The following is a 23,493-nucleotide window of genomic DNA, read 5'->3' on the forward strand; positions in this document are numbered from 1 at the left end:
GTTTTGATTCGTGATTGCTGCGTGTTATTGATCATCGCGTCTCCACCATTCACAAATGGAACGAATCGGTGATTTGCCCCTTTGTTTTTTAAGTTCTTTAAATTGGTATCATTCTCAACCCCTAACTAACCCCATTTTCAAAGCACGAATAATTGCCTGGGTGCGGCTCGTTACTTCCAATTTATGGAAAATTGCCGTTAAATGCGCCTTCACGGTTGCGATCGAAATGTATAGTTGAGATGCAATTTCATCATTAGAAGCCCCCTGCACTAACCAATACAGCACCTCTTGTTCGCGATCGGTTAAATGCAATTTTGCTTTGTTCTCTAGTGCTTTCCCGTTGTAAAACCAGAACATCTGAAAAAACCGAGTCGCCAACGCCGGAGAAAGATAAATCTGATCGTTCAAGACAGTTGTAATTGCACTAAACAATTCCGTTGCCAGTCCATCTTTAACCACATAGCCATTTGCGCCTGCTTGCATTGCTCGAAACACCCATTCCTCTTCCTGGTGTCCCGAAACGACTAGGATCTTCGATCGGTGTTCTAGCTTCGAGAGTTCCGTGAGCGTCGAAATTCCATTGCCCTGTGCTAATTCCATGTCGAGAAGAATCAAGCTTGGACGCTGCTCGGCTGCGAGTTGTACCGCCTGATCCGAGGAGGTCGCTTCAGCCACGACCGTAAATGTGCGGCCACCTTCAGGTGTGCCAGAGGCAGCGCAATGGCTGCTGTAAAACTGAAGCAGCGTTTGCAGCCCTTGACGGAATTTAGAGTCGTCGTCAACCAGTAACACAGGAACTTGAGCAGAAGAAAGCATGATGAACTCAAAAAATCAAATTCTAAAGGGCTGGGACGATCGAGAGCCTGGGTTGCTGGCGGGGTAAGGTCAACGAGAATTTCGCACCTCCGCTCGGTAAGTTGCTAGCCCAGATGCGCCCTTGATGCGCCTGAATGATTTTTTGAGCGATCGAGAGTCCTAGTCCAGTTCCTTCGGGGCGACGAGAATAAAACGGCGTGAAGACCTGCTCTAAATCAGCCTCAGAAAGTCCTGCACCTTGGTCTGAGACCTCAATCAGAATCTCCTGCTGCACGATCTGCCAGGTGCAGTGAATGGTGCTGCGATCGGGACTGAAGTAGATAGCGTTTGTGATCAGGTTATCGAACACTTGTTTAAGCTGCCACGCGTCTACATCGAGCAGCATTGGAGAGCGGGAATAGTGAACTGTAATTTGTTTTTCCGTTAACCAAGGCTGGAGCTGATTGATACTCCGGGTCAGAATTTGGCTTAAGTCGTGCGGCTCGATTCGTAGAGGTTTTTGCTGAGCCGATAGCTGCTTTAAGTGGCGATGAATGTCTTGAATCGAAGATTGAATTGACTCAAGATACGATCGCGCCTGCCGCTCCGGGACAGTCGATAACAGCATCTCCGTGTAGATCTGGATCAGTGCGATCGGGCTTTTAACTTGATGTTCGATTTGATGATTGTTGTGTTCAATTTGCTGTTGAGTTTGGCGTTGTCTATGCAATTCTCTTACGGTTGAAAGATGATGATTTAGAAGCGTTGCTGTGTTCTCAATAAACCGCTTTTGATCGGTTGTAAGCAGCTTTGTGGTTGCAATCAGAAGATATTCTGGTTTAGTTTGGCTCAGAGAACAGACATAAAATCGTCCCGGTGATTTGACCCGCACTTTTTTGAGACAGCCGATCGGGTTTTTTGTCCACCAAGCCTCTGAAGCCAGATAAGTCCGTGATTCAGCATCTAAAATCGACCAGCGCTCCCGCCCAAACACAAAAGATTGGCGCTTTGATTGATCCGGAGATTGGTAAACGAGGCGGATTCCAGCATCCGGCAGTTGTGAAAGCACTTGTCCGACTTGGAGCCGACAGAATACCTGGAGTGGAGAATCAGCAGAAATAGGTTCGATCGTCTGTGCGGAGGACATCGCGATCGCACGAGTAGAAACAGGGGGAACAACAGCTCGCATAACACTACACACACCAAAGGACCAGGAAAACACAAGCAAAAACGCGCCTGTTCAGGAAAGAAAACTGAATCAGTTGCAGCTTAAGCACATTGATAAAAAACCATACTTTCAGCCAATCTGATCACCGGAAATTCCTTAAACTTCCCTAAAATCTCCTGTACTATCTCAGTAGTTTCTCGGAGGGAGGGTGTGAGTTCCCACTCTATTTTGCAAAGACTAAATTTTGTCAGCGCATTTTCCTGGGGCTTCTGCCGTTTTCTATAGCGCTTCCGTTTAAGTTTCAACCGATGCCGTGTTTCAACTCCGACTAACGGCTAAGGCAAATTCTGTGGGACGATCGACTCGAAGTAGGGAAATCCGCACTCGCTGAGCGGCAAGCCTCACTGAACAAAATAGAGACGCAAAGCGCGATCGTCGCGCACAATAAAGAGCATTCCATCTTCTAAGAACACTGGACGAGGCTTATGACGACGATCTTAGAGCAGGGAAATATTTCAATTCATACTGAGAATATTTTCCCGATCATCAAAAAGTGGCTGTACTCGGATCACGAGATTTTCTTACGTGAATTAGTTTCTAACGCAGTGGATGCGCTTCAGAAGCTCAGCATGGTGTCTCGCTCTGGTGAGTTTTCTGGGGAGTTGGGGGAGTCGGAGATTGTAATTACGATCGACAAGCCCAACAAAGCGCTGTCGATTTCAGATACTGGGATCGGGATGACTGCGGATGAGGTGAAGAAGTACATCAACCAAGTTGCGTTCTCCAGCGCAGAAGAGTTTGTCGAGAAGTACAAAGCCAGCAGTGATCAGCAAATTATCGGTCACTTTGGTCTTGGCTTTTATTCGTCGTTCATGGTGGCGCAACAGGTTGAAATCGATACGCTGTCGTACAAAGAAGGAGCGCAGGCGGTTCATTGGAAATGTGATGGTTCCACTGAATTTAGTCTTTCAGATTCACAGCGCACAGCGCGAGGTACAACAGTTAAGCTAACGCTACAGGATGAGGAATTAGAATACCTGGAGCCGCATCGGATTCGTCAGTTAGTGAAGACCTACTGCGATTTTCTACCATTTCCGATTAAGTTAGAAGTTCTGGCAGCCGAAGGTCAAGAAATGACCGCGCCAGAGCAAATCAACCGTCAGAAAGCACCCTGGAAAGAATCCCCCAGCAATCTAACGAAAGAGGACTATTTAGAGTTTTACCGCTATCTCTATCCGTTCCAAGAAGATCCACTGCTTTGGGTACATCTCAACACGGATTATCCATTTGTGGTGAATGGCATTCTCTACTTCCCCAAGCTCAAGCCGGATGTTGATGTGACCAAAGGACAGATCAAGCTGTTCTGTAATCAGGTGTTTGTCAGTGATAACTGTGAGGAAGTTGTCCCGCGATTTTTGCTGCCGTTGCAAGGGGTGATTGATAGTGTTGACATTCCGCTGAATGTGTCTCGTAGCTTTTTGCAGAACGATCGCACGGTTCGTCGCATTGCAGACTACATTGCCAAGAAAGTGGGCGATCGGCTGAAGGAACTGTATCGCGACGATCGAGAAGCTTACATTCGTAGTTGGCAAGATTTAGGTACGTTTGTTAAGTTCGGCTCTCTCAACGATGACAAGTTCAAAAAGCAAGTTGAGGACACTCTGATCTATCGCACAACATTCAGCGGTGATGATCAACCGAAAGTTGAAGTGCAAACGCAGGAAGGGGATGTTTGGCAAGAGACTGCATCTAGCAACGCGGTAGACGGAAAAACCTACACGACATTGAAGGAGTATCTGGAGCGCAACAAAGAGCGGCATGAGAATCGAGTGTTCTACTGTACTGATGAAGTGACACAAGCAACATATGTTCAGTTGCACACTAGTCAGGGCTTAGAAGTGCTGTTCATGGATTCATTCATCGATAGTCACTTTGTCAGCTTCTTAGAACGGGAATACTCGCACATCAAGTTCTCGCGGGTTGATGCGGAACTTGATGAGACGCTGATTGACAAAGACAAGTCCGAGATTGTTGATCCGAACACGAATCAGACGCGTAGTGAACAGATTAAAACGCTGTTCCAGACCGCATTAGGCAAGCCGAAGCTAACGATTCGCACGGAAGCACTCAAAGGAGATGCAGCCGCTCCTCCTGCAATGGTTCTGTTACCAGAGCATCTACGCCGAATGCAGGAAATGAGCGCATTGTTGCAGCAACAAGCGATCGAGTTCCCCGAAGAACATATTCTGCTGGTGAACACTTCGCACCCAATGATTCAGAATTTGATCGGTCTGAGCCAAGGTGCGATTGTTACGGGGTCTTCGAGTTCTCCATCGGCTGAGCTTGCAAACATGATTTGTCACCATGTGTATGACTTAGCATTGATGGCACAAAAGGGCTTTAATGCTGATGGAATGAAAGCGTTTGTTGAGCGATCGAATCAAGTGCTGACGAAGTTAACCGATCGTGCTCTAAGCTAGTGACTGTTCGTTAAACAAAGCCCACTGAGGAGATTATTCTTCTCAGTGGGCTTTGTTATTAGGTAATGCTCATCAATACCTCAATCAAGGTTTGATTCTGTTCATCGGTTCCAACTGTAATTCTAAGCTTGTCATCTAATCCAGGTTGTTTGAAGTACCGAACTAAGATTCCACGCTCTTTTAATGCTAGATAAATCTGTTCTGCATTGTTCTGCGGTTGAGTGAGAAGAAAGTTCGTTTGAGAGTTACAGACCTTCCAGCCAAGGTTTTTAAGATCGATCGCTAACTTCGCTCTAGATTGTTTCACCTTCTCTGCACATTCATTTTTATAGTTCTGATCGCGCATTGCAGCAGTTCCGACCAATGTTGCGATCGCATCAATGTTGTAACTATCTTTGATCTTGAACAATCCGCTTAATAGATGAGGTTGTGCGATCGCAAATCCAAGCCGCAATCCTGCAAGAGAATACCCTTTCGAGAGCGTCCGCAGAATCAATACATTCTCAAACTCACGCACTAACGGTAAAGCGGTTTCTTCAGCGAAATCAACATACGCTTCATCAACCACTAAGACACCTGTTAATTGTGCGGCAAGCTGTCTTAGATCGGATAGTGCAACACTATGACCTGAAGGGCTGTTCGGTGATGCAATGAAGGTAATTGCACCTTGAGCCGCGATTAGTTCATCTATCGGGAATTCGTAGCGATCGCCATACGGAATCTCAACGCGATCGGCAACCTGCATCTCAACCAAAGCCCGATACAGAACATAAGTTGGCATTGGATAAACTACTTTGCGTCCAGGTTCCGCACAAGCCCGCACAATCACATTCAAAAGATCATCACTTCCGTTGCCAACCATGATCCAATCTTTCGGAATGCCTAATGCTTCGCTGGTCGCTTGTCTAAAATCGTTAGCATACGGGTCTGGATAGCGTCTGAGCCATTCGGGATCGAGAGAGCGCAGAACTGCGATCGTATCTGGTGATGGTGGATAAGGATTCTCGTTCGTATTGAGCTTAATGATCGGAGTTCCAGGTTTGGGTTGCTCGCCGGGAATATATCCGGTCATGGCATCAACGCTAGCTCGAAAGAAAGAAGGCATAATGATTTGCGCGATCGACATTTCTCAGCTTAGCGGTTTAAGTCGCTGGAGCAGACCATTCGCAGAAGACATCAATGCCAATGTGGAGGATGTAGAGCGCGATCGCGGTTGCAATGGCGGAATCGATCGGCAGGGGAACACCGGAAAGATTGACGAGGATAGTAATGATTTGTGAGGAGACAAAGTTAAATTAGAGTTGCCAGTATAAAAATCTGCTTGAACGCATGACTAAAGTTATCAATCAACACTATGTTCCTCAGTCGTATCTGAAAAATTTTAGTTCTGATAGAACTCAGATTTTTGTTTTCGACAAGTTCAAACAGCACAGCTTCATTAGCAATGTTAGAAATGTTGCCAGTGAGCGATTTTTCTATGATTTTCCGCAAAGGGTAACTCAGCCGGAAGATGTACAAGTAATTGAACGATTCTTTTCAGAATTGGAAGCAAGGCAGGACAGGTTTTTGCGCCATCTTCAACGTAAGATCAATGGTATTTTTGCTCTTCGGCTTAATCCCGTCACAATCGGCAAGACTTATACATTTAATGTGCTCACGCTTGATCAGAAAGAGGATTTAGCTCTCATAGCTGCAATTCAACTTCTTAGAACCAAAGAGTTTAGGAAGTTTATTGTTGAGATGCATCAAGCAACACAAGATTTAAGAGATCACGTTTTAGAAAAAGGCGTTCTTGATCATCTTGATCAGTTTAAGGAACTGCACGCAGTTCAGATTTCCGAAGAGTTTGCAGAAGCATTTAAGTCTCTAGTTCTGGAAGAGTGTGCTGCAAATTTAGCCAATCTGTATAGCGAGGGTCTAGCTGTACTACATGCTAAAGCTATTCTTGATTACGCTAAAGCTATTCTAGAAATTCTACGTAACCATATTTTTATTATTGGTATAAACGATACAACACAGCCATTATTTACATCAGATCATCCGGTTGTTCGCCGTCCTTATCTTGCCTCTAGCGGTCTTGATTCCGAAGGAATTGAAGTCAATTTTCCTATCAATAGCAAGGCAATTGTAATTATGAGAGACAAGAAGTATTTTCATAGGTATGCAGATAGGGAAAGTAAACTTTTTCCACTTACTTTGGAAGATATCGAGCACTACAATATGATGCAAGTCTGTGAGAGTAATCGATTTGTTTTCTGCGGTGAAGATAAGTTTGAGTTAATTAGAGCAATTTGTAGAGATCGACCAGAAGTATGCTCAGAGAGTAGAAATCGAATCCAAGTTAGAAGAGTTGAATCAACTTTCAATACAAGAGAGTTTTAACATATTGTAGTTGAATAGCAGAGCGGTGGCACTAAACCGCAGGCTAACAACGCCCGTGAACCCGACTGTTGAGAGGTTATTGGTTGAGTCCGAAAGTCTATTCGCGACGGGTTACGGGCATCGTTGGGCAGAGTCGCCGAAAAACTGAGAGAGCTTAAACAGCCCGGAACACTACCAGCAAGTCCTGCAAATCAAATTCAACGATCGCTACTCCCAAGCCCGCACCTATCACTGCTTAGGATCACTTGCAGAAGCAGAAGAACAGTATGCAGAGGCAAGAGCAAATTATCAGTAGGCGCTAGAGAGATACATCGAGTTTGGCGATGACTATTGGGGGAATATCGTCCGTGAAGTAATTGATCGCTTATCAGATTGAATGCGATCAGAGGGTTGAGAACTGCGATCGCCCCCTACTCATGAGTAGCAATTTCTGAAATCAAACCGACCAGTCTTCAGCTTGTAGTTCAGTGATTCGTTCAAAATCTGAGAGATTGCGAGTTAGAACGATCGCCTTCTGACTAATTGCGATCGCTGCAATCATTGTTGCTGAATGTCCCTCACCCAAAATCCCGCTCTTTGGGGAGCGGGATTTTTGATCTAACTCCCTTCCCCCACAGGAGAAGGGTTAGAGATGAGGGCGGTTCGGGAGATCAGGTCAAACATTACCGGGTTAATCGCTTTTAACCTGCTCGCTTGCGCTTCGCGTAGCGAACCAATTCAGAGCAAAAGGGAATTTACAACCCCTGCAAGCTAGTGGATTCCATCTGCTGTAGGATAGCGTCAAGATTTGCTACTGCAGCAAGATCGCCACGAGTGCGCGCGAGATCCCGTGCTTGGCGAATATAATCTCTGCTTTCCATCTTCCGTCCTTGCTGGAATAGCACAATACCCATGTTGAAGTATGCCTCAGGAGCGTCTGGCATAACACGAATCACTTCAGCAAATGCAGCCTTTGCTCCATCCAGATCACCCTGTTCAGTCAGGAATACGCCGCGATCGAACTCATTTTGAATTGCCACAATATCGTTCGCATCACTGATTGCTCCAAACCCTGAGGTCGTGCTTTGATGCATCTGATCAATTGACTCTATACCCGTTTGGTCAGGTGCAAGGGTAGAACCAAGGTTTGTTGACGTTCCCGCTGTCATTGTGGGATAGGTGTCTTCAATAATTCCCGCCTGACCATAGGGTTGGTCGGGCATCACATCCTGTCCCATGTTTGAAGTTGTGCCAATATTGCTGGTTGAGCTAGCGGTATCTTGAGTTGCCCGTTGAACAGAATCTGCCACATTAGAAGCCGATGACTGAACACTCTCAGACACGCCTTCCATAGCCTGTGTCATTTTAGGTTGAGCATCTTGCGCTGCACCCTTAACCGATTGAGCCGCTTCCTGAACACTCTCAGACACGCTGTCCATAGCCTGTGTCATTTTGGGTTGAGCATCTTGCGCTGCACCCTTAACCGATTGAGCGACTCCTTGCACTGAATCTGCAACACTGGCAGCAGATGATTGAATGCTCTCAGCCGTTTTGTGAACAGCCTGCTTAACCTCAGGTCGAACATCTTCGATCGTCCCTCGGACTGAATCAACTGTCTCAATCACTGAAGGACGGCTCTCCTCGATCGTTTCTGTCACCGCATGAATCGTTTCGGTTACAGCAGGACGAGCCTCATCAATTGTTTCTCGAACTGAGTCGATCGCGCCTACAACCGAAGGCTGTGCTGCTTCAATGTTGTGTCGCACTGCATCGACTGTACCGATCACAGAGGGTTTGATATCCTCGACCGTCTGTTTTACTTCATTGACCACTTCACCGATCGTGGCATCAACACCTGATGCTGCTTCCCGTCCAACATTAGCACCCGCAACACCACCAACCACTGCACCAACAGCAGCCCCTAAGCGTCCGCCAACTAAGCGACCAATGATGGCTCCAGCTAACCCTCCACTTACAGTTCCCAGACCCGTTGCCACTGTTTGAACTGGGTCTCGTGCTTGTGGCACCTCATTCACCTCATTCAAAGAGGATTGATTTTCATTCTGCTGATTGAACTCTATGCTGCTATCCGACATATTCTTTCTCCCTCGACTGATTTGTTAAAACTTCTTCTAATCGTTGCTATATCACAACCATAGCGACTGTTCTAAGGTTTTTACTCGACTTAAAGGGAGAGGTTAGAGATGAGTTTTTAACGAATTGAATTGCACTTGAGCAGGGGACTTTATTACCTAAAGCAGAATTTTTTACAGCCTTCACATTCTGCAAAGGATGGTTATGGGAATATTGCCGTGAAGCAATCAATCGATTATCAGATTGAATGCGATCAGAGGGTTGAGAACTGCGATCGCCTAATTTATCTTTGCGATCGTGGAACCGACACCAGCGATCGCGGAATCGAGCAAGGCTCCGTTTCAGTGTTCTACGCAGTGCGATCCAAGATCAGATCAATCAGATCAATCCGCAAAAGCGTCCGCTCAGTATTCTACGCAGTCAGATCAACCCGCTTATCGATTGAAGCCTTGATCTGGGGCATCGTTTCTGTGTTTCCCGCAGTAAGATTTACGATCAATGTGATCGTAACAACACTCCAAAGATCAAAAGGCTTGTTCCATACAACTGCTGAATCGTTTACGATCGAAGAAGACACCCACTCTGACCTATGAAATTCCTGTTAATAGCCTTAGTCAAAGGCTACCGAGTCGCCATCTCTCCACTCATGATGCCGACTTGTCGATTTCATCCCACTTGTTCTCGATATGCGATCGAAGCCCTCGAAACTCACGGCGCACTCAAAGGCACTTGGCTAGCAGCGGGGCGAATTTGTCGCTGTCATCCGTTCAATCCTGGCGGGTATGATCCTGTTCCGAAAAAAGACGCATGAAAGCTTATCAGACTGTTGCGATCGCAGAATGCAATGAGCCCTTAGTCGAAATTCCTGACCAGTTTGCGCGGGTCACGCCACATCCCTACGCAAAGTTGGGCGCACCGTATGGGGAGAAATCACCGTTCTTTGTTAGAGAGGAAATTCTCGATCGCTTACTTATTGCCGATGCTCACCTTCAGCATCTTCAACCCGGATGGAAGATTCAGATTTTTGATGCGTATCGTCCGGTCGCAGTCCAGCAATTTATGGTGGATCACACGCTGAAAGAACTGGTCAACGCAAACGGATTGAGTTTAGAAACGCTATCCACAACACAGCGAGAAGAATTTCAGCAACAGGTCTATCAATTCTGGGCAATGCCAAATTTAGATCCGGCAACTCCGCCGCCGCATAGTACCGGAGCCGCGATCGATGTCACTTTAATCGATGAAGCCGGAAGCGCGATCGACATGGGATCAGAAATTGATGAAATCTCAGAGCGATCGTTTCCGAATCACTTTGCAAACTCTGATTTACCGTATCATCGACATCGAGAAATTTTGGCAAATAGCATGATCTCCGCAGGATTTAAGCGCCACTGGAATGAATGGTGGCACTTTTCCTACGGAGATCAGATTTGGGCATGGCTCACGAATCAAGACAATCCGGGAGCCAATGCGATCGCCAAATACGGCAGGATTTAAGCCTCGATTTTCACCGAGAGAATGCGATCGTTGCCGCGAATCGCATTGACAATATCCATATCGCTCGTCTTACCAAACACCGTATGAACGCCGTCTAAATGCGACTGCGGTGAATGGCAGATGAAAAATTGACTACCGCCTGTGTTCCGTCCTGCATGAGCCATCGATAAGCTTCCAGCTTCATGCTTATTCGGATTAATTTCGCAGTTAATTTTGTAGCCGGGGCCTCCGGTTCCGGGCATTCCTGATGCTCCGTCACGGGTGTTCGGACAGCCGCCCTGAATCATAAAATTCGGAATCACCCGATGAAATTTCAAGCCATCGTAAAATCCTTTGTTTGCTAAATCAACAAAATTCTTTACGGTATTCGGCGCATCTTGATCAAACAACTCAAGATGAATGGTGCCTTTGTCCGTTTCCATGATTGCGCGTGTCATGATTGCGCTCCCTTATATTTTCAGCTTTTCCATCCTATCAAGGTCTTCACAATTGCATCACTGATGTTTGATGCGATCGTCCTAACTCTGAGGCGCACGCACCATTCCCGCCCCCACATCAAACGGGTCGAAATCCGCAGCAATTCCCTCTGAGGTGGCATTCCCAACAACACGCGCCATTAATTCCAGTGAGTTCAGCCGCCCGCTCCGCTTGAGTTTTTCTGCCCACAGTGCAGCCACCCCTGCCACATGCGGAGCCGCCATACTCGTACCATTCATCGCCACCAATCCACCGCCCGCTTTTGCCGACAGCACTTGTACACCAGGCCCTGAAAGATTGGCTCCGGTGTTTGAGAAGGGAGCGATCGTCAACCCAGACGTACCACGACCCAGCGCCGCGACCGAAATAATTCCCTCAGCAACCGCTGGAGGTGCAACCGCAATTTCCCAGTCTTTATTGACTTGGCGACGGCTTTCATTCCCGGCAGCAGCAACCAAAACCGCAGCCTGGGAAAACGAAGCGCGAGCACTGGCAAGCGCAGCTAAGCTTTGGAACAATTGAACATTAGCGCGGTAGCCTTCTAAGGCACGCGAGGTCGCCAGTTCTGTCGGTAAGCCTTGCTTGACAAAGTATTGTACAAAGCCAGGAAAATCAATGCCGAGCGACATCGAAATCACGTTCGCACCATTATCGAGTGCCCATAAAACTGCATCCGCAATTTGATCACTAGAGCCACCTTGCTCACCGATCACTTTTCCAATTAACGCTTTGTTGACTCCGGGTGCAACGCCAATCCGAATATCATCAACAGTGCGACCAAAGATCGTTCCGGCGCAGTGGGTTCCATGGCCGTCTTTATCGCCATCTCCCTCCCCGGTAAAGTCTTGTTGAATAATCTCAACACCCGCAAATGCAGCATGAGTCGCATCGATGCCGCTATCGAGAACGGCAACAACAATGCCATCTCCAGTAAAAGGTGAGGTGTCTGCTCCCACTGCCTGAACCCCCCAGGTTAATTGGGATGCAGTGGTCTCTGCTGAGCCTTCTGCTAGCCCTTCGACTTCTACAGGGCGAATTAGCTTCATTGGCATCGCAGGCGCGATCGCAACGACATCGGGATCGCGATTGAGCGAAGCGATTTCACTGCGTTCGATATCATACGTGCTAATTTGTGCGCTGGGAAAAGCAGCTTCTGCCGGATTGGATTGACCGGGGAACGCGGCGGGGCCTGCAAACAAATCACGGGTGGTCGATCGCAGGTTTCTTAGAACAATGTGTTTCGTTTTCATGAGTTGCAAGTAATAACGGACGAAGATGATTGCAATGGCTTTATTTCAAGCCAAAGCCTTAAAACACTATCCTCGACAAATCTAGATAGAAGTTTCTTGCATAATATTTCTTCGTCCGGCGATGAAGCACAAAACTTTAAAACTCTAAAAATCCACACCACGCTTCAGGTCAACTCCTCTCTCGGCATAGTGTTTGTGACACACCATTTCTGAGTGAACGGTTGCGAGGTCAAAATAAGCAGGCGGATTTTTACAGCGACCTGTGATCACAATCTCCGTATCGCGAGGTTTTCGTAACAAGGCTTGAACGATCGGTTCTTCCGGCAGCAGTTCTAAATCCACAGTCGGATTAAGTTCATCGAGAATAATCGTTTTGTACAATCCCGACGCGATCGCAGCTCGCGCAATCTCCCAAGCCCGTTCGGCTTCGACATAATCGAGTTCTTGTTGTTGACCGCGCCAGACGATCGCATCTCGCCCCGATCGCTGATGATCGACTAAGTTCGGATAACTCTGACGCAGTGCGTTAATGGCTGCATCTTCGGTATAACCCGCTCCACCTTTGAGCCACTGCATGATCAGGACTCGATGCGATTTATCTTGGCTGATTCCTTTACCGATCGCTTGCAGAGCTTTACCGAGTGCGCTGGTAGATTTACCTTTTCCTGCCCCGGTGTAGATTTCGATTCCTGCAATTCCTTCTTCTTTGGCAACGTGGTAATGCGGCTTCATTTCGGAGTGCAAATCCGCAATATCAATCAAAGCTTGGGGCGCAGCGCGACCCGTGACAATCACTTCCATGTGATCCGGTTTGTGCTTCAGCGTTCGCACCACTTCATCCACCGGAAGCAATCCTAAATCTAAAACCGGATTCAGTTCATCCATCACCACGACCGAGTAAAGCCCGGATGCGATCGCGCCCTTTGCCACGTCCCAGCCGCGCTGAGCTTCCTGTCGATCGAACTTGGTAATCTCGTCGGCTCCAAAAAATTCTCCGCGTCCGGTACGAACCTGGTCGATTAGATGTGGGAAAGCGCGTTGCAAAGCTTGAATCGAAGCATCTTCGTCATAAGTGCGTCCCGGCCCCTTGAGAAATCGCAGCAGTAAAACGCGAGTTTGGGACGCATATTGAATGCCCAACCCAATCGATCGCAGCACCACACCGAGCGCTGCTTGAGATTTCCCTTTACCCGCCCCATCGTAGATGTGAATCTGTCCGGTCATGCGTTCTGATCGCGCTTGTGCGGTGCGGATACCAACGCCTGCTCTAGTCATATCAATCGCCGTTTCTAAATGCAGATTTACTCTAACAGGTTTATCGAGGATGAAACATCGATCGTTGATGAGATTGATAAAGCACTCTGATGCAAAGTGGCTTGAAATATAAACTTCGCTCAACTTAAAGTGGGAGCAGTCTCAAATTCAAGGAGCACCAGAATGCAGGATTCGGTTAAGCCCTCGTTTACCCCATTAAATGAAACTGATCGCTGGTTTACCAATTTCAGCCGAAGCCATGTTGTGAAGGCATTGGAAACGGTTCAAGATTTGATTGTGGTTTCGCTGTGCCTCGGATTGTTCTGCGTGATGGTGATTCAGTTAAGAGCAATGTTCATTTCATTGCTGCCACCGTTGAACTTTCATGATGTTACTGCTGACATTTTGTTTTTGCTGATTCTGGTCGAATTGTTTCGATTATTAATTATCTATTTGCAAGAGCAACGGATTTCGATCGGGGTTGCGGTCGAGGTGGCGATCGTCTCTGTTCTACGAGAAGTGCTGGTGCGAGGAATTCTAGAAGTACATTGGACTCAAGTTCTTGCCACCTGTTCGTTTTTGATGGCGTTGGCATTCTTATTAATCGTGCGAGTTTGGTTGCCGCCAACCTTTAAGGGAATTGACCCTGAGAAGCGGTTCTCTGCACATCATCAAGAATTGGAAACTATCTCGTTGAATGGCAACGGACATCATCACTAGAAATGCTCAGCAGGCTCAGCAGAGGTTTGAAAGGCGATATGCTATGGAAGCTTTCAGACCCCTGCAAAACTATGACTGAAACGCCTCCCCTTCATACACTCGATCCGTTAAATCGGTTTTCCGATCGCGCTACCGATTACCAAAAATATCGTCCGAGTTATCCCACAGCTGCGATCGACAAAATTCTCTCCAACCTTGGTGATCCAACTCAACTGATCGCCGCAGATATCGGTGCAGGAACCGGAATTTCAGCAAGATTACTCAGCGATCGTGGTTTATTCGTCTGGGGAATTGAACCCAATACCGCAATGAGCGCTCAGACAGAACCCTACCCACGAGTAGAATTTCGCCAAGCCACCGCAGAAAACACTGGACTACCCGATCAATCGGTCAATTTAGTCACTTGCTTTCAATCGTTCCATTGGTTTGAACCAGAGCGAACCTTTCAGGAATTTCGCCGCATTCTTAAACCAAGTGGGCGACTGGCATTAGTTTGGAATACACGCGATCGTAGCGATCCATTTACTCAGGAATACGGCGAATTATTACGGCAAGCCTCGAACAAGCATCCGGCGATTGATCGTATGGAAACGCTTCCAGAGAATTCAGATTTCTCCGCTTTCGAGGAACATCGTTTTACGTTAGAACACGCACTCGATTTGCCTGCATTAATTGGTAACGCAAAAAGCCGATCGTATGTTCCAAGTTCAGGAGAACTGCTCGAGCGACTGTTACAAAATCTCGAAGCGTTGTATCACCGCAATGCAGATGCTCAGGGCCTAGTCTATGTGAAGTATCAAACAAAAGTCTTCATTGCAGGAGCGTAACAGATGGGATTGCGGTTAGAACAAATTGTGCCTTGGGGTCGATCGCGCTCCGAGTACATTCAAATGTTTGACCTTACTGAAGCTGATCTTCAGGACAAAATTCTCGACTGCGGTAGTGGGCCTGCAAGCTTTAATGCTGAGATGACAGCATTGGGCTATTCCGTAACGTCGTGCGATCCGATTTATCAATTCTCAGCCGAGCAGATTCAACAACGAATTGATGAGACCTACGAAACTATTCTCGGTAAAGTCCAAGCAACACGGGAAAAATTCATCTGGACAACCTTCCGCTCGCCTCAAGAAATGGTACAGACCCGTATGACTTCAATGCGGCACTTTCTAGCCGATTTTCCCCTTGGATTACAGCAGGAGCGATATCAAACTCATGAACTTCCTAATCTTCCCTTTGAAAATAACCAATTCAATTTAGCGTTGTGTTCTCACTTGCTATTTCTATACTCCGATCAATTAAACTTAGAATTTCATTTAGCATCGATTCTCGAAATGTGTCGCGTGTCGCCCGAAGTGAGAGTTTTTCCATTGCTGCTCAACATGACAGGTGAAACTTCTCCATTTCTCGAACCCGTCATGCAAGCGTTGAAAGAGCAAGGTTATACCGTTAATTTACGGCAGGTTCCCTATGAGTTCCAGCGTGGCGGTAATCAGATGCTTCAAATTAAAACGTCGTAGAAATCGCTTGCACCGGACAGGTCGGAATACACTGTTCGCAAACAATACAGCGCGATCGCGTGAACGATAACCGAAACGATTGCGGATCAAGCGTGAGCGCCTCGGTCGGACACACGCCCGTACACAAGCCGCAATCAACGCAAACATCCTCATCGATCGTAATTTCGCGGCTGGCGAACGAAACATGAATATCCTGCGATCGCATCCAATCGATCGACGCATCAAGCTGATCAATATCGCCTGACAATTCCACGACCAATTTACCCACCTGATTTGGAGCAACCTGAGCGCGAATGATATTGGCTGCGACATTGAAATCTTTTGCTAGTCGGTAGGTGACTGGCATCTGAACAGAGCGCTTGGGAAAGGTGAGTGTAACTCGTTTTTTCACGGCTTAAAGGCTGACTTTCCTCCATTCTATAGATGAAATTTCTGATCAGGCTGCCTCTCATCAATCAACACCGCAGTATTACGGATGAGTTCCATGAAGATTTCATGAAGTCTTTTGCGAACTCTCCGTAATTCCGACAGAATGATCGAGGCATCGAACACACAGCATTTACCTAAACTCTAAACGACTGAATCGCTCAATCAGGGACAACTGCCGCTTCACCTGAATTGGAGTAAGTTTGCATGACTACATCCGCACAAATGACCCGACTCACGATCGCCCTTGTCGCCGCGAGTCTGACCACGATCACGGCTTCAAAGTCCAACGCTGCGATCGTAACGATCGACAATTCTGGCTCCTGGATCAACGGCGCGAACACCTTAGAGAATCAAGGCTTTAATCTCATTCAAGTTCCGAATGGTAATGAAGGTTTAGGCAGCGACTTATCGACCCTGAGTTCACCCTTGGGCAACATTGAGTTCAGCCCCAGCGTTAACAAACGGCAAGTTGGCAACCCTGAGCCTGAAAAAAGATGGCGGACTTGGAGTAATAACTATCAAGGCGAAGTGTATTTTACAAATGGCGCACTGACGCTTGACCTCAAATTGCCGAACCTCGTTGCATTCGACTTCTATGCTCAACCGGACACGTTCTTCCTTGAGCCACAGTTCCAAAGACCCTACAGGATTTCCGCGATCGCTCAAAGTGGCGAAACTTCTGATGTGCTGAGTCAACTGGTCAACGGCAACAGCGGTGCCCAGTATTTTGGCTTCTATTCAGACGATCCGCTTGATCCGATTCAGTCGATTCAGATTACCTCAGAGCAGGGATCAGGCGGATTCGCGATCGGTCAACTCCGTGGCGCGAGCGCTACCGCTACCGTCCCCACTCCCTTACTTTTACCGGGAATCATCGGACTCGGCTTAGGGTTATGGCGAAAGGCGCGGAGCCAGAATCAGCAGAATTAAGCGATCAACCGCAACGGCTCAGTAACTTCAGGGTCAGTCTGGGAACTCTGAGAAAGACGATTGCACCACGGTTGCCTTTCTCCTTGTATGCTCCCAGTCCTGATTATTGAAGACGATCGATTAATGCGTAAGCTGCTGAAAAAACTGCTTCAGCCGGAAGGGTTTGAAGTGGTTGAAGCCACTACCGGAGAAGAAGGATTAGCCCTGATTTCAGCCGTTCGCCCTGCTTTGATCCTCTGTGACTGGCGCTTACCGGGAATTGATGGACTGTCTATTTGTCGCACGTTGAAGTCAAGACCAGAATGGGCAGACATCTACTTCATTTTGCTAACTGCTCATAGTACCCCTGAATCCCACGTCAAAGCGCTCGATAGTGGAGCCGATGATTTTCTCGCCAAGCCAATTCAGCTTAAAGAACTCAGTGCTAGACTTCGAGCAGGTTTAAGAGTCTATCGAGCCTTTCAGGAGCAGCGTAGACTCGCTCAAGAATTATCGCTTCAGCAACAACAACTAGAATCAGAAATTGCAGAGGCAGCCGAATATGTCCGATCGCTGCTCCCCGCTCCAATGGATGAACGAGTGATCGCACGATCACAGTTTCTTCCTTCTCGACAGTTAGGTGGCGATTGTTTCGACTATCACTGGCTAGATTCTGACTTTCTCGCCATGTACTTGCTGGATGTGTCTGGACATGGGTTAGGTGCTGCTTTAGTCTCTGTTTCGATTCAAAACATTCTCCGCGCTCAGATTCTTCCTGGAATTAATTTTTATCAGCCTGGACTGGTGCTAACTGCGCTGAATGAAGCGTTTGCATTAGAGCAACAAACAAACTGGTTGACCGAAACCTCCAGCGATCGCTACTTTACAATTTGGTATGGAGTTTACAGCTATTCCAAGCGCCTCTTGATGTATTCTTGCGCTGGACATCCTCCTGCTGTGGTGTTATCGGGTTGCTCTCCAAATCATCGGATCGATCGCCTTCGGACTCCCGGAACACCGATCGGGATGTTTCCAGACGCAAAATACAAAACTCACTTTTTCAAAGTTGAGCCAGAGAGTACACTTTATTTGTTTAGCGATGGCATCTATGAAGTCCGGCAACCAGACGGAGCAATGTGGACTTTAAATGAATTTATTGATTTACTCGATCGCTGCCACCATTCTGAAGACTTAGATAACCCCAAGAAAATCATTCAAGCCGTGAGATGCTTGAATCAAAATCACGACTTTGAGGATGATTGTTCTCTTTTGCAAATTAAGCTTTGATAGCTTAGTAAAGCAAGAATTTTATTGATCCAGACTATTGCACAAGCGATGATGCACCGGGAAAATTATTCAAAAATTATTCAGCTGTATGCTTCTGCTGATAGAACTCGGATTGACTAGAGAAAATGGGGAAAAACTGAATCACATCTGCAAGTTCTAGCAGCATTCTAATTTCCTGCTTGACTGCACAGAGCGACAGCCGACCATGCGCCGCTCTTACGGCTTTTAACGCACTAATTAACGCACCCAAACCAGAACTATCCATAAATGCAGCTTGCTCAAAATCGATTAAAACGTCACTCGTTCCGGCTGCAATCAAATCAAGAATCTCTTGTCTAAACTGCTTGGCTTGAGAGTGACCTAGAATGCCACAAACTTTAATCACTTTCACAGGATGATACATCGCGGCTCACCTAAGTAATCGATAAATGGATAAAGCGCTGCTTAATTAAATCAGCACCCTACACCATAAAGCCCTGATAATCCCAAAATTTCTTTACGTGAAATTTCAGATCTTTCGTGCTTGTGTCTAATTAGAAGCGGGGGAATTCCGTATTTTCAACCTGTCTGAATTGGCGAATTGATCATTTTCGTATTCGTTAATTTCTATCAATATCATTGCTAAAGATTGACTATTTTGTTGTATTTCGCTGTGAACAGGGGAATTTTTTAGAAGGACATCAGGGCATTGATCGTAAGCCAATTATCGCGGAGCATTCGGTTTACCATGACGATCGAATTGAGCAAAAGCAGAATATTACCGATCGCAGCGACATTACCACTCTGCTATCAGTTAAGGATTGATTTAGACAGAGCCTAAGCGATTTCGTCTAAACAGCTTTCAAACTTCATTGCCTAATGTTTTATTTGAGGTCAACATGATCCAGCATTCTCCGACCCACTTCTCAACAGTACAAACGGAAGAAGCTTGCATAATGAAATTGCCTCCTCTGTTAACTGTCGTCGAAGCGGTTGCATTCCGCGCTCTTTGTCGAGAATTAATCGAGGCAGAGCCTGCACCCAAAAAAATCGTTCTTGACTTCGCTGAAACAATGTTTATCGATAGTAGTGCGATCGGTGCATTAGTGAGGTGTCTCAAAGCTTGCCAAGCTCATCAAATTGAGCTAGTTTTGCACAGTGTAAAGCCTGAGATTCTATCAGTTTTGGTGCTTGCAGACCTTGATCGACATTTCACCATTGAGGCTAAAGCTGTCGAATTAGAACCCCCTGCTAGCCCCACGATCGCGCCAACGCATCCCTCGATTCAGTCGAGGACAAAGCGTGCGCTCGACATTGTTGGCGCGATCGTGGGGCTAGGAATTACGGCGCTAGTGTTTGTTCCGATTGCGATCGCGATTAAACTGGATAGTCCAGGTTCAATTTTGTTTTCTCAAACGCGCTGTGGTCATTTAGGTAGACGCTTTCAGGTGTGGAAGTTTCGATCGATGGTTAGCGATGCAGAACAATTAAAAGCTCAGGTCGAAAATCAAAATGAAGGGGCATTCTTTAAAAATGCAAATGATCCACGGATTACTAGAGTCGGACGATTTCTTCGTAAGACTAGCCTGGATGAACTGCCACAGTTTTGGAATGTTTTACACGGCGAAATGAGTTTAGTCGGAACTCGTCCACCCTTACCCGAAGAAGTGGAACACTATGAAATTCCGAGCTGGCAACGCCTAGATGTGAAGCCCGGAATTACCGGAGAGTGGCAAGTGCATGGTCGATCGAAGATTCGCAATTTTGAGGAAGTGATTGAACTCGATTTGCGCTATCAACAACGCTGGAGTTTGAAGTATGATCTACAGCTATTGCTCAAAACGATCGTTGTATTGTTGAACAAAGATAGCGCATTTTAACGACTTTAGGAGCGATCGGAGATGAGCGGTCTTACAGAAATAGAAGATGTGATTCACTTCGATCGATTGGTCGTTCAGACAGATTTAAGAGCGATCGCCCAGATCTTAACGTGGTTTGAAGCATTTCAGAAAGCTCCTGTCTCTCAGGCAGTTTGGTTACAGGGGCAAATTGCTTTAGTCGAAGCCTTTACCAACGCAGTTCGCCACGCTCATGAACTGTTACCAAGACAGACTCCGATCACTCTAGAAGCAGGAATTTGTGTTGATCGACTGGAAATTAGAGTTTGGGATCAAGGAGCGCCGTTTAATTTAGCACAGTTAATCGATCGAGTTGAGCAAGACTATCCTGAGCCGCTAGAACATGAGGCACATTGGGGTGCAGCTTTGTTTAAGAAGCTCCAAGACCAGCATCGCTGGAACATTGAATATCACTGTCTGAACGAAGGTCGCAATTGTTTACGCTTGGTCAAGTTTTGCTAGCAGAATTCGGTTTAAAGCGCTTCTGGATCAATGCCGAGCGATCGTAGCCGTTCCGCCATTTGGTGCGCCCGTTGTTCTGCTTGCTCTGCCCGTTGGCGCTCTTGTGCTAATTGCTGCTCCGCCTGTTCTGCTCGTTGGCGCTCTTGATCAAGCAGTTGATTAATTTCAGCAAACGAGAAAAAGGAGATTCCGTCAGGTCGAAACAGGTGCAGTTCTGCACCTAATTCAAACCGGATTCCCAATCGAGGGCTAACCCAGCCCAACATCGATTCAATCCGATCGAGCATTCCATCTTCCGACCGTATCCATCCTTCTAATCGGATGCGATCAGGATCATAGACATAGTATTCCTCAACACCATAGCTGTGATAAAACAGCAGCTTTCGCTCCATTTCGCGTTGCGTGTTGCCCGGAGATAATACTTCAAAGACAACTTGAGGCGGAATGTTATTTTCTTTCCATTGTTGATAAGAGCCGCGATCGCCCTTTGGTCTACCAAACACAACCATTGCATCAGGGGCGGTACTCAGCCTATTGTTGCCTTCAACCGGATACCACAATAAATCGCCTGCAACAAATACATCAGCATTATCTGCAAACAACCATTCTAGATTCTGCTCAATCACTACAATCCAGCGAAATTGTTTGGTGTTGTCTGCCATTGGTTTGCCGTCAGTTTCCGGGTAAAACACATCGCTCTTGTTCGACTGCTGAGTCACCATAAAGCGGAATTTCCTGCAATGCTGAACGTTTTCTTAACTATAGTACAGTTGATTCATTTTTTCAGTGAGCCTTGAGAAATGCCAAAATAGATCGCACTGAATGGAAGACGAAACAGTATGGTAAGTGAAGTTAAAGCGATCGCAGGTTGCGGAATTCCCGTGGTTGGAAACGACATTGACACCGATCGCATTATTCCAGCTCGATTTTTGCGTTGCGTCACGTTCGATGGATTAGGCGAACAAGTATTTGCGGACGATCGCGCTCAGCTTAAAGGAGAGCATCCTTTTGATTTGCCACAATATCAAGCAGCCACGATTCTGATTGTGAATGGAAATTTTGGCTGTGGATCGAGTCGGGAACACGCGCCGCAAGCGATCGCAAAATGGGGCATTCAAGCGATCGTCGGTGAGAGTTTTGCAGAAATCTTTTTTGGCAACTGTGTTGCGATTGGAATTCCCTGCGTGACTGCTGATCCTAGTGTGACAAGCCAGCTTCAAACGCTAGTAGCAAATGATCCACAGGCTGAGGTGACGATCGATCTAGATCAAATGCAAGTGCGGTGTGGATCATTTATGGCTGCAATTTCGATGCCTACAGGCGCACATCAAATGCTGACTTCGGGTACATGGGATGCTTGCGGTCAATTAGTCGCACAAGCAGAACAAGTCCGCGCCACCGCAGCAAAGTTACCTTATGTTGCTTGGAGCCGCTAGTCCTCTACCAAGTTGTGAAGGGATGCTTTGTGAGATTGGAATTGTAGTAGCGCGGATCATGTGAAACATCTTCCCCGATCCAGTCTGGAAGGTCGATCGCTTGATCCGCATTTCTCAGTTCAACTTCTGCAATGATTAATCCGTGATTTTCTCCTAAAAATTCATCGACTTCCCAAATCAAGCCGTTTAGCTCAATTTTGTGGCGGTACTTTTCGATGAGAGGAGCCTTGCACAAAGTATCTAACATTTGTGCCGCATCGCTCACAGGAATCTCATACTCAAACTCAGCGCGAGAGATGCCTTGACTCATTCCTTTAATCGTGATGAAACCCCGATCGTTCACCACACGAATTCTCACCGTACTTTCGACAGTGGGAATGTAGCCTTGTCGGTACAGTTCACCCGGAGCGAGATCTCGCCATCGATCGCCTTTAACTAAAAACTTGCGCTCAATTTCAACACCCATAGCCTTATTCCTCTTGCTGCAAAAATGCATCGACTTCTGCACCTGTCGGCTGAGCATCAATCGCCCCTGCCCGTGTTGTGGTTAATGCTCCTGCTGCACTCGCATATCGCACAATGCGATCGGCATCTTGATTTACTTCCGTAAGTTGATGTTGACAAAGTTGATGAACAAATCCAGCTAAGAAGCTATCGCCTGCTCCGGTTGTATCTTCAACGGCGATCGAAAATGCTGGAACCTTGCCTTCTTTCTGGCTCAAACCGTAAGCACAACCTTTCTCGCCTGCTGTGACTAGCACTCCTTCTAAGCTTTCAACTCGATGAGCAATCACACCCGGATCGGTAGTCTCAAACAACCATTCTGCTTCTTCTTCTGCAAGCTTTAGATAGTCTGCTCGCTTGATTAATTCATGAATCATTCTAGGTGCGATCGTCTGATCATTCCAGAACACAGGCCGCCAGTTTACATCAAGTACAACTTTGACAAAGAACTGTTCAGATAGTTGAAGTGCGCGTTCGATCGCGGCTCGGCTCTCCGGATAAGCTAGTAGTAAAGTTCCAATCACCAAGTAATCTGCGTGCTGAAATAGCTCCGTTGGAATTTGATTGGCTTGTAGATGAGTGTCTGCAAATTCAGTTGTGTCTCGCTGCTCTCCAAAGGCAACGAAGCTACGATCGCCCGTTTCTGATCTTAAAACTAAAACGGTGCGTGTCGGTGCGGAATGCGTTTGAATTCCGGTGGTATCGACTCCGATCGTATGAAGCAATTCGACCAGCGATCGACCCTGTTCATCCTCGCCCACGCAGCCTACAAAGGCGCTGGATGTGCCCAATTTGGTCAACGCGCAGGCAACATTCGCGGGAGCGCCACCAGGGTAAGAAGTCCAGGAAGTAACCGATTCAAGCGGCAGTCCAGGTTGATTAGAAATGCAGTCGAATAGAATTTCGCCTAAGCAAATCACGCGAGGGTGCATTACAGTTTTACTGGTAGTGTGTCTTCTATTAGTGTATTTGCCCC

The 23,493-nt window shown here is 46.9% G+C and carries 27 protein-coding genes; 15 read left to right on the plus strand and 12 right to left on the minus strand.

Annotation, left to right across the window (positions count from 1 at the left end):
* Positions 1 to 114 precede the first annotated feature (114 nt).
* Together H6F51_24185 and H6F51_24190 are read right to left on the minus strand one after the other, a co-directional pair.
* The gene (locus tag H6F51_24185) at positions 115 to 816 is read right to left on the minus strand and encodes a response regulator transcription factor (GenBank protein MBD1825571.1); all 702 of its coding nucleotides are present in this window, start codon (positions 814 to 816) and stop codon (positions 115 to 117) included.
* Between the two features lie 22 nt (positions 817 to 838).
* Complete coding sequence (locus H6F51_24190) at positions 839 to 1,984, minus strand: HAMP domain-containing histidine kinase (GenBank protein ID MBD1825572.1); 1,146 nt, start codon at positions 1,982 to 1,984, stop codon at positions 839 to 841.
* A 464-nt stretch (positions 1,985 to 2,448) separates the two neighbouring features.
* On the opposite strand from H6F51_24190, the gene htpG reads away from it, so the two are divergent.
* Positions 2,449 to 4,443: a molecular chaperone HtpG gene (gene htpG / locus H6F51_24195; GenBank protein ID MBD1825573.1), complete on the plus strand. Its 1,995-nt coding sequence runs from the start codon at positions 2,449 to 2,451 to the stop codon at positions 4,441 to 4,443.
* Between the two features lie 58 nt (positions 4,444 to 4,501).
* Here htpG and hisC read toward each other — a convergent pair whose 3' ends face one another.
* The gene (hisC, locus tag H6F51_24200) at positions 4,502 to 5,548 is read right to left on the minus strand and encodes a histidinol-phosphate transaminase (protein ID MBD1825574.1); all 1,047 of its coding nucleotides are present in this window, start codon (positions 5,546 to 5,548) and stop codon (positions 4,502 to 4,504) included.
* Here hisC and H6F51_24205 point away from each other — a divergent pair.
* Both H6F51_24205 and H6F51_24210 read left to right on the plus strand, forming a co-directional pair.
* On the plus strand, positions 5,514 to 5,723 hold the full coding sequence (locus tag H6F51_24205; GenBank protein ID MBD1825575.1) for a hypothetical protein: 210 nt from the start codon (positions 5,514 to 5,516) through the stop codon (positions 5,721 to 5,723). The two genes, hisC and H6F51_24205, sit on opposite strands and share 35 nt — an antisense overlap.
* 49 nt (positions 5,724 to 5,772) lie before the next feature.
* Positions 5,773 to 6,825 (plus strand): DUF4238 domain-containing protein, encoded by a 1,053-nt coding sequence (locus H6F51_24210; GenBank protein ID MBD1825576.1) that lies wholly within the window; start codon positions 5,773 to 5,775, stop codon positions 6,823 to 6,825.
* A gap of 734 nt (positions 6,826 to 7,559) precedes the next feature.
* On the opposite strand, the gene H6F51_24215 is transcribed toward H6F51_24210, so the two are convergent.
* Entirely contained in the window at positions 7,560 to 8,900 is a 1,341-nt protein-coding gene (locus H6F51_24215) for a tetratricopeptide repeat protein (protein ID MBD1825577.1), read from the minus strand.
* A 216-nt stretch (positions 8,901 to 9,116) separates the two neighbouring features.
* On the opposite strand from H6F51_24215, the gene H6F51_24220 reads away from it, so the two are divergent.
* Genes H6F51_24220 through H6F51_24230 form a run of 3 tightly spaced genes read left to right on the plus strand, consistent with a single transcriptional unit; the run spans position 9,117 to position 10,395 of the window.
* Positions 9,117 to 9,491, plus strand: coding sequence for a hypothetical protein (locus H6F51_24220; protein MBD1825578.1), 375 nt, complete (start codon positions 9,117 to 9,119; stop codon positions 9,489 to 9,491).
* Positions 9,488 to 9,709 (plus strand): membrane protein insertion efficiency factor YidD, encoded by a 222-nt coding sequence (yidD, locus tag H6F51_24225; protein ID MBD1825579.1) that lies wholly within the window; start codon positions 9,488 to 9,490, stop codon positions 9,707 to 9,709. The genes H6F51_24220 and yidD overlap by 4 nt, the downstream gene beginning before the upstream one ends.
* Positions 9,706 to 10,395 (plus strand): D-alanyl-D-alanine dipeptidase, encoded by a 690-nt coding sequence (locus tag H6F51_24230; GenBank protein MBD1825580.1) that lies wholly within the window; start codon positions 9,706 to 9,708, stop codon positions 10,393 to 10,395. Before yidD ends, H6F51_24230 begins: the two co-directional genes overlap by 4 nt.
* Here H6F51_24230 and H6F51_24235 read toward each other — a convergent pair.
* The 3 genes from H6F51_24235 to H6F51_24245 all read right to left on the minus strand — a co-directional run bounded on the left by H6F51_24235 (position 10,392) and on the right by H6F51_24245 (position 13,397).
* Positions 10,392 to 10,832, minus strand: a complete 441-nt coding sequence (locus tag H6F51_24235) for a peptidylprolyl isomerase (GenBank protein MBD1825581.1) — start codon at positions 10,830 to 10,832, stop codon at positions 10,392 to 10,394. The genes H6F51_24230 and H6F51_24235 overlap by 4 nt on opposite strands.
* Positions 10,833 to 10,913: 81 nt before the next feature.
* A complete protein-coding gene (locus H6F51_24240; protein ID MBD1825582.1) occupies positions 10,914 to 12,122 on the minus strand; it encodes a S8 family serine peptidase in 1,209 nt (402 codons plus the stop codon).
* 144 nt (positions 12,123 to 12,266) lie between these two features.
* Positions 12,267 to 13,397 (minus strand): cob(I)yrinic acid a,c-diamide adenosyltransferase, encoded by a 1,131-nt coding sequence (locus H6F51_24245; protein ID MBD1825583.1) that lies wholly within the window; start codon positions 13,395 to 13,397, stop codon positions 12,267 to 12,269.
* A gap of 162 nt (positions 13,398 to 13,559) precedes the next feature.
* On the opposite strand from H6F51_24245, the gene H6F51_24250 reads away from it, so the two are divergent.
* The 3 genes from H6F51_24250 (at position 13,560) to H6F51_24260 (ending at position 15,613) form a co-directional block, all read left to right on the plus strand.
* The gene (locus H6F51_24250; protein ID MBD1825584.1) at positions 13,560 to 14,096 is read left to right on the plus strand and encodes a phosphate-starvation-inducible PsiE family protein; all 537 of its coding nucleotides are present in this window, start codon (positions 13,560 to 13,562) and stop codon (positions 14,094 to 14,096) included.
* Positions 14,097 to 14,167: 71 nt separating this feature from the next.
* Positions 14,168 to 14,923 carry a class I SAM-dependent methyltransferase gene (locus tag H6F51_24255; protein ID MBD1825585.1) on the plus strand — a complete coding sequence of 252 codons (756 nt, stop codon included), beginning with the start codon at positions 14,168 to 14,170 and terminating at the stop codon, positions 14,921 to 14,923.
* Between the two features lie 3 nt (positions 14,924 to 14,926).
* Positions 14,927 to 15,613 carry an SAM-dependent methyltransferase gene (locus H6F51_24260; protein ID MBD1825586.1) on the plus strand — a complete coding sequence of 229 codons (687 nt, stop codon included), beginning with the start codon at positions 14,927 to 14,929 and terminating at the stop codon, positions 15,611 to 15,613.
* Here the strand turns inward: H6F51_24260 and H6F51_24265 are convergent.
* A complete protein-coding gene (locus H6F51_24265; GenBank protein MBD1825587.1) occupies positions 15,600 to 16,004 on the minus strand; it encodes a 4Fe-4S binding protein in 405 nt (134 codons plus the stop codon). The two genes, H6F51_24260 and H6F51_24265, sit on opposite strands and share 14 nt — an antisense overlap.
* 242 nt (positions 16,005 to 16,246) lie before the next feature.
* Between H6F51_24265 and H6F51_24270 the strand changes: the two genes are divergently transcribed.
* Positions 16,247 to 16,972, plus strand: coding sequence for a PTPA-CTERM sorting domain-containing protein (locus H6F51_24270; protein ID MBD1825588.1), 726 nt, complete (start codon positions 16,247 to 16,249; stop codon positions 16,970 to 16,972).
* 87 nt (positions 16,973 to 17,059) lie between these two features.
* Positions 17,060 to 18,238, plus strand: a complete 1,179-nt coding sequence (locus H6F51_24275; GenBank protein MBD1825589.1) for a SpoIIE family protein phosphatase — start codon at positions 17,060 to 17,062, stop codon at positions 18,236 to 18,238.
* A gap of 76 nt (positions 18,239 to 18,314) precedes the next feature.
* Here H6F51_24275 and H6F51_24280 read toward each other — a convergent pair whose 3' ends face one another.
* Positions 18,315 to 18,641: an STAS domain-containing protein gene (locus H6F51_24280; protein MBD1825590.1), complete on the minus strand. Its 327-nt coding sequence runs from the start codon at positions 18,639 to 18,641 to the stop codon at positions 18,315 to 18,317.
* 215 nt (positions 18,642 to 18,856) lie between these two features.
* On the opposite strand from H6F51_24280, the gene H6F51_24285 reads away from it, so the two are divergent.
* The 3 genes from H6F51_24285 (at position 18,857) to H6F51_24295 (ending at position 20,577) form a co-directional block, all read left to right on the plus strand.
* Positions 18,857 to 19,042 carry a hypothetical protein gene (locus H6F51_24285; protein ID MBD1825591.1) on the plus strand — a complete coding sequence of 62 codons (186 nt, stop codon included), beginning with the start codon at positions 18,857 to 18,859 and terminating at the stop codon, positions 19,040 to 19,042.
* Positions 19,043 to 19,116: 74 nt separating this feature from the next.
* On the plus strand, positions 19,117 to 20,097 hold the full coding sequence (locus H6F51_24290) for a sugar transferase (GenBank protein ID MBD1825592.1): 981 nt from the start codon (positions 19,117 to 19,119) through the stop codon (positions 20,095 to 20,097).
* Positions 20,098 to 20,118: 21 nt separating this feature from the next.
* On the plus strand, positions 20,119 to 20,577 hold the full coding sequence (locus tag H6F51_24295) for an anti-sigma regulatory factor (GenBank protein MBD1825593.1): 459 nt from the start codon (positions 20,119 to 20,121) through the stop codon (positions 20,575 to 20,577).
* An 11-nt stretch (positions 20,578 to 20,588) separates the two neighbouring features.
* Here H6F51_24295 and H6F51_24300 read toward each other — a convergent pair whose 3' ends face one another.
* Positions 20,589 to 21,299 (minus strand): Uma2 family endonuclease, encoded by a 711-nt coding sequence (locus H6F51_24300; GenBank protein MBD1825594.1) that lies wholly within the window; start codon positions 21,297 to 21,299, stop codon positions 20,589 to 20,591.
* A 117-nt stretch (positions 21,300 to 21,416) separates the two neighbouring features.
* Here H6F51_24300 and H6F51_24305 point away from each other — a divergent pair, with 117 nt between their 5' ends.
* Positions 21,417 to 22,013: a 3-isopropylmalate dehydratase small subunit gene (locus tag H6F51_24305; protein MBD1825595.1), complete on the plus strand. Its 597-nt coding sequence runs from the start codon at positions 21,417 to 21,419 to the stop codon at positions 22,011 to 22,013.
* Between the two features lie 4 nt (positions 22,014 to 22,017).
* Here H6F51_24305 and H6F51_24310 read toward each other — a convergent pair whose 3' ends face one another.
* Positions 22,018 to 22,479, minus strand: coding sequence for a CYTH domain-containing protein (locus H6F51_24310; protein ID MBD1825596.1), 462 nt, complete (start codon positions 22,477 to 22,479; stop codon positions 22,018 to 22,020).
* Between the two features lie 4 nt (positions 22,480 to 22,483).
* A complete protein-coding gene (locus H6F51_24315; GenBank protein MBD1825597.1) occupies positions 22,484 to 23,449 on the minus strand; it encodes a carbohydrate kinase in 966 nt (321 codons plus the stop codon).
* Positions 23,450 to 23,493: the final 44 nt, after the last annotated feature.

This window comes from Cyanobacteria bacterium FACHB-DQ100, from assembly GCA_014695195.1.
Lineage (GTDB): Bacteria > Cyanobacteriota > Cyanobacteriia > Leptolyngbyales > Leptolyngbyaceae > Leptolyngbya.